4 protein-coding genes are annotated in these 3,451 nt (G+C 75.5%); 2 read left to right on the forward strand and 2 right to left on the reverse strand.

Annotated elements, in window-relative coordinates:
- Positions 1–875, forward strand: an 875-nt coding sequence (locus tag BHU15_RS37115; RefSeq protein WP_255293309.1) for an FGGY-family carbohydrate kinase, incomplete at its 5' end; no start/stop codon positions are given.
- Positions 876–1,023: 148 nt separating this feature from the next.
- Positions 1,024–2,145: a hypothetical protein gene (locus BHU15_RS37120; RefSeq protein WP_069631099.1), complete on the forward strand. Its 1,122-nt coding sequence runs from the start codon at positions 1,024–1,026 to the stop codon at positions 2,143–2,145.
- Positions 2,146–2,168: 23 nt separating this feature from the next.
- On the opposite strand, the gene BHU15_RS37125 is transcribed toward BHU15_RS37120, so the two are convergent.
- Together BHU15_RS37125 and BHU15_RS37130 are read right to left on the reverse strand one after the other, a co-directional pair.
- Positions 2,169–3,083 carry a LysR family transcriptional regulator gene (locus BHU15_RS37125; protein ID WP_069631100.1) on the reverse strand — a complete coding sequence of 305 codons (915 nt, stop codon included), beginning with the start codon at positions 3,081–3,083 and terminating at the stop codon, positions 2,169–2,171.
- Between the two features lie 42 nt (positions 3,084–3,125).
- On the reverse strand, positions 3,126–3,451 hold a 326-nt coding region (locus BHU15_RS37130), incomplete at its 5' end, for an aminotransferase class I/II-fold pyridoxal phosphate-dependent enzyme (RefSeq protein ID WP_141726984.1).

Below are 3,451 nucleotides of genomic sequence, written 5' to 3' on the forward strand. Positions count from 1 at the left end.
TCGTCGGCCTCGACGCGTCGCTGCTGCCGGCCGTCGCCCCGACCGGCGGCGCGCGGGTCGGCTCGCTGACCGCCTCCGCCGCCGGGCAGTTGGGGCTGCCCGCCGGTATCGCGGTGGCCGCCGGGACGGGCGACAACATGAGCGCGGCCGTGGGGCTCGGCCTCGGCGGCGCCGGGCTGCTCGACCACCCCGTGCTGAGCCTCGGCACGTCGGGCACGGTCTTCGCCGCGACCCGCACCCGGCCCGCGTCGGCGGCGCTGTCCGGGTTCGCGGCGGCCGACGGGACATTCCTGCCGCTCGGCTGCACCCTGAACTGCACGCTCGCCGTCGACAAGGTCGCCGAACTGCTGCGTCTGGACCGTGACGACGTGGCGCCGGGCGGCGAGGCGGTGCTGCTGCCGTACCTCGACGGTGAACGCACCCCCGACCTGCCGACCTCCGCCGGTCTGCTCACGGGTCTGCGGCACGACACGACGCCGCAGCAGTTGCTCGGCGCGGCGTACGAGGGCGCGGCGTACACCGTCCTGCGCGCGCTGGACGAGGTCCTGCGCGCCTGCGGCCTCGACCCGGCGGACCCGGGGGCCGCCTCCCGGCCGCTGCGCTTGGTGGGCGGTGGCGCCCAGGGCCGTACGTGGGTGGAGACCGTACGGCGCCTGTCCGGCCGCCCGGTCATCGTGCCCGAGAGCGGTGAACTGGTCGCCCTGGGCGCGGCGGCGCTGGCGGCGTCGGCGGCCAGTGACGAGGACCCGGTGGCGATCGCCGCGTCCTGGAAGACCGGGGACGGTCCCGAACTCCCGCCGGTGGCAAGGGACATGGAGACCTGGGAGCGCGTCGGCTCGGTGCTGGACCGGGCGGCGCCGAGCCTGCTGTCGTAGCGCGGGCGCGACTGTTTGTGCCAGGCAACGGCGTACGCAAACGCGCCGGTGCCTGGCCCGGATCGCCCTCTTGATGGTGGGTCGGGGGCCGACCTACGCTGCGGTGGCGCGGCGTCGCCGCGCGCCGGAGGAGGGACGAGATCCGCCCATGTCCGACGCACGAGAAGACGAGGCGCTCGGCGACGCGCTGTCCGACGCGGACATCCTCAAGGCACTCACCCTGCACTCGGCCAGGGGCGGCGGGCCGGCGATCGGCGGCGCCCGGCTCCGGCACGTGAGGCGTCGGCAACTGCTGCGCTGCCGGGTCGTCCGCTTCACCGAGCGACGCCACGAGACTCCGCGCACCGCCTTCGGTGAAGAGGATCTGTCGGCGCTCCCTCTGTACGAAGGCGCCATCACCGACCACCCGTTACCGGTGCCCGAAGGACCCGGCAGGATCACCCTGGTCCGCGCCGGCTCCTACCGGCCGGTGCCCTGCCCGTGCGACAACGGCAGCCAGCAGTGCGCCGGTTGCTCGGGCAGCGGCGGCCATCCGTGCACCTGCCGCAACGAGCCGCCGCCGTGCGACGTGTGCCTCGACGTGGCGCCGTGCGCGGCGTGCGAGAAGACGGGCGGGGCCCGTACCCGTACGACGAAGGCGCGCCCCGCCGCGAGCGGTCCCGGCGTCACGGCACCCGGCGCCGGGCGGGTCAGCTGCGCGGTGTGCCGGACGCCGGAGGCCGCGTGCCCGCGCTGTTCGGGGCGGGGCAGGATCCGCTGCCCGCACTGCGACGGCCAGGGGCGCGAGACCTGCGCGCGCTGCTCGGGTTCGGGTGTCGGCACGCACGACGTGTGCGGCGGCAAGGGCAGCCTGACGCACTGGGTGGAGGGGACGGTCGAGTACGCGCACGAGACCGCGTCCCTGTCGCTGCCGAAGCCCGACTGGCCGGACAAGGTCCGGCAGCGGCTGACCACCGCCGCGCGGTGGCAGCCGCGTACCGTCCCGCCGGGCGGCGAGGTGCCCGCCGGCGTCGACGACGAGCACCGCGCCGCCGTGGCGGCGCACCTGGCGCGCGGACGGGTGGAGCTGTCCCGGCGGGTGACTCTCGAAACGTGCCCGCTGGCGCGCGTGGAGCTGATGGACGACCCGCACCGGGTCTTCCATGTCTTTCCCGGCGCCCGCAGCCTCGAAGTCGTCTCGACCCTCTCGGACCGGCTGAAGCGACGGCTGATCGCGGCCGGGGCGGTCATCATCATCGTGGTGGTCCTGGCACTGCGGCTGCTCACCTAGACGCCGGTGCCCGGTGCCCGCTGTCAGTCCGTCGTCAGGCCCGACGCCGACTCCGTGAGCGCGTCCAGCACCGGGCGGATCAGCGGGTGGTGGTCCGCGCCCCTGCGGACCGCGGCGAACACCCGGCGGGTGGCGGGCGGGCCGGACACCGGGCGTACGACCGTGCCCTTCAGCTCCATGCCGCGCAGCGCCGAGCGCGGTACGAGCGCCACCCCGGCGCCCGCGCCCGCGAGGGCGACCACCGCGCGGAAGTCGTCCGACGAGTGCACCAGGCGCGGTTCGAAGCCTGCCGACTGGCAGGCGAGGCGCATCACTTCGTGGCACGGGTTGCCCGGGTACGGACTGATCCACTCGCTGTCGGCCAGCCCGGCGAGCGGCACCTCCAGCTCGCGGCCGAGTGGATGGCCCTCGGGCAGGACCGCGTCGAAGGGCTCGGCGTACAGCGGTACCCGCGCCAGGCGCGGATCGTCCTCGGTGGGCGCGCCCCGGTACTCGACGGCCAGCGCCACGTCCGCCTGGCCGTCGAGCAGCAGCGGCAGGCTCTCGTCGCCCTCGGAGTCCCGCACCCGGACGCGGATGCCGGGGCGGGAGCCCGCGAGGTGCGCGATCGCGGGGGCCAGCACCTCGGCGATCCCCGTGGCGAACGCGGCGACGGTGACCTCACCGGCCGCGCCGCCCGCGTACGCCGCCAGCTCCGCCTCGGCGCGCTCCAGCTGGGCGAGCACCTCGTGGGCGTGGGTGAGCAGGATCTCCCCGGCGGCCGTCAGCCGTACGCCCCTGCCGCTGCGGGTCAGCAGCGCGTGGCCGGTCTCCTGCTCCAGGGCGGCGAGCTGCTGGGAGACGGCGGAGGGCGTCAGATACAGCGCGGCAGCCGCGGCGGTCACCGTACGGTGGTCCGCCACGGCTCGCAGGATGCGCAGTCGCCGGGGGTCGATCACTCAGCCATAGTGCCAGGCCACGGCCGCTTCGGGCCGGGCCGCTCAGCCGCCCAGCGCCAGGCGCGCGTCGACGAACGCCGCCACCGCCCGCCGTACGTCCTCGGTCGAGTGCGCGGCCGACAGCTGGACGCGGATCCGCGCCTGTCCCATCGGGACGACCGGGTAGGAGAACCCGATCACGTACACCCCGCGCTCCAGCAGCAGCTCCGCCATCCGCCCGGCCTCGGCGGCGTCGCCGATCATGACGGGGGCGATGGCGTGGTCGCCGGGCAGGATCTCGAATCCGGCCGCCGTCATCTCCGTACGGAAGAGCGCCGACGGGCTGCGCGAGCGGCTGAACGCGAACACGGCGCTCTTCCGTACGGAGA

Source organism: Streptomyces niveus, assembly GCF_001723055.1.
In the GTDB taxonomy this organism is placed as follows: domain Bacteria; phylum Actinomycetota; class Actinomycetes; order Streptomycetales; family Streptomycetaceae; genus Streptomyces; species Streptomyces niveus.